The sequence below is a fragment of the Stenotrophomonas sp. PvP093 genome (genome assembly GCF_017876915.1).
GTDB classification, from domain to species: Bacteria; Pseudomonadota; Gammaproteobacteria; order Xanthomonadales; family Xanthomonadaceae; genus Stenotrophomonas; species Stenotrophomonas muris.
The window spans coordinates 1-2,500 of record NZ_JAGIOX010000001.1; the positions used below are offsets into that span (position 1 = coordinate 1).

Here is a 2,500-nt window from a genome sequence, read left to right on the forward strand (position 1 = left end):
CACTGCAGTTCCCAGGTTGAGCCCAGGGCTTTCACAACGGACTTAAACGACCACCTACGCACGCTTTACGCCCAGTAATTCCGAGTAACGCTTGCACCCTTCGTATTACCGCGGCTGCTGGCACGAAGTTAGCCGGTGCTTATTCTTTGGGTACCGTCATCCCAACCAGGTATTAGCCAGCTGGATTTCTTTCCCAACAAAAGGGCTTTACAACCCGAAGGCCTTCTTCACCCACGCGGTATGGCTGGATCAGGCTTGCGCCCATTGTCCAATATTCCCCACTGCTGCCTCCCGTAGGAGTCTGGACCGTGTCTCAGTTCCAGTGTGGCTGATCATCCTCTCAGACCAGCTACGGATCGTCGCCTTGGTGGGCCTTTACCCCGCCAACTAGCTAATCCGACATCGGCTCATTCAATCGCGCAAGGTCCGAAGATCCCCTGCTTTCACCCGTAGGTCGTATGCGGTATTAGCGTAAGTTTCCCTACGTTATCCCCCACGACAGAGTAGATTCCGATGTATTCCTCACCCGTCCGCCACTCGCCACCCAGAGAGCAAGCTCTCCTGTGCTGCCGTTCGACTTGCATGTGTTAGGCCTACCGCCAGCGTTCACTCTGAGCCAGGATCAAACTCTTCACTTAAAACTACATGATCCGAAGATCAAAATTTAAAGCTGCAGATGATTGATTCTGGCAACGTATCGCTTGCTTTAAAACAATTAATAGTTGCTTGATCAAACGTCTGCAAGATGGACAATCATCCTTCCTGCAGGCGCCTTCACAAGATACCTGCGCATACTTTCAAAGATCCGGGGAAGTGGCCTCAGCGCCGTTCCCGTGTGCTGCGAAGTTTCCTTCGTAGCGAGCCGCCCATTATAGCCGGCTTTTCCGCTTCGTCAACACCTTTTTTCAAGGTCGTCTCACCGGAGTGGACGTTGTTGCCGATGCTGCTTCGTCGTTGGACCCGAGGGCCTTTCGTCGTTGCGAGCCGCCTATTATGGCAGGCCTTTCAGCTTTGTCAACAACTTGTTTGAGGAACTTGAAGCTCTTCGTGAAGTTGTTGCCGCAAGTCCAGGTCGAAACCAGGTGCCTGCAAAAAAAGGAAAACCCCGCTGCGCAAGCAGCGGGGTTTTGGGTGTAAACCCTGGCGATGACCTACTCTCGCATGGCTTGAGCCACACTACCATCGGCGCAGCTGCGTTTCACTTCCGAGTTCGGGATGGGATCGGGTGGTTCCACAGCGCTAATTTCACCAGGGAGGCTTTTGGAGAGTCGCACTCGTCCTGGGGGACAAGGCGCCAGCCTCGCATAGTTCTTGTGACGTAGCGTGCACTTGGATGCTCTTACGACGCTGTCGTAAAGCCAAGGCAACTTGAGGTTATATGGTCAAGCCGCACGGATCATTAGTATCAGTTAGCTCAATACATTGCTGTACTTACACACCTGACCTATCAACCACGTAGTCTACATGGTTCCTTCAGGGGGCTTGTGCCCCGGGAGATCTCATCTTGAGGCGCGCTTCCCGCTTAGATGCTTTCAGCGGTTATCGCTTCCGAACATAGCTACCCGGCAATGCCACTGGCGTGACAACCGGAACACCAGAGGTTCGTCCACTCCGGTCCTCTCGTACTAGGAGCAGCCCCTCTCAAATCTCCAACGCCCATGGCAGATAGGGACCGAACTGTCTCACGACGTTCTGAACCCAGCTCGCGTACCACTTTAAATGGCGAACAGCCATACCCTTGGGACCGACTACAGCCCCAGGATGTGATGAGCCGACATCGAGGTGCCAAACACCGCCGTCGATATGAACTCTTGGGCGGTATCAGCCTGTTATCCCCGGAGTACCTTTTATCCGTTGAGCGATGGCCCTTCCATACAGAACCACCGGATCACTAAGTCCTAGTTTCCTACCTGCTTGATCCGTCGATCTTGCAGTCAAGCACGCTTATGCCTTTGCACACAGTGCGCGATGTCCGACCGCGCTGAGCGTACCTTCGAGCTCCTCCGTTACTCTTTAGGAGGAGACCGCCCCAGTCAAACTACCCACCATACACGGTCCCCGACCCAGATAATGGGCCCAGGTTAGAACGTCAAGCACGACAGGGTGGTATTTCAAGGATGGCTCCGCCACAGCTAGCGCCATGGTTTCATAGCCTCCCACCTATCCTACACAGACGAACTCAACGTTCAGTGTAAAGCTATAGTAAAGGTTCACGGGGTCTTTCCGTCTTGCCACGGGAACGCTGCATCTTCACAGCGATTTCAATTTCACTGAGTCTCGGGTGGAGACAGCGCCGCTGTCGTTACGCCATTCGTGCAGGTCGGAACTTACCCGACAAGGAATTTCGCTACCTTAGGACCGTTATAGTTACGGCCGCCGTTTACTGGGGCTTCGATCAAGAGCTTCGCCTTGCGGCTGACCCCATCAATTAACCTTCCAGCACCGGGCAGGCGTCACACCCTATACGTCCACTTTCGTGTTTGCAGAGTGCTGTGTTTTT

The 2,500-nt window shown here is 53.9% G+C and carries 3 rRNA genes (1 of these 3 cut by a window edge); all 3 read right to left on the minus strand.

The features are described from left to right. A 16S ribosomal RNA gene (locus tag J3A72_RS00005) occupies positions 1 to 638 on the minus strand; the annotation flags it as partial. Between the two features lie 500 nt (positions 639 to 1,138). Beyond that, a 5S ribosomal RNA gene (gene rrf, locus J3A72_RS00010) occupies positions 1,139 to 1,253 on the minus strand. A 125-nt stretch (positions 1,254 to 1,378) separates the two neighbouring features. Further along, a 23S ribosomal RNA gene (locus J3A72_RS00015) occupies positions 1,379 to 2,500 on the minus strand (it continues 1,758 nt past the right edge of the window).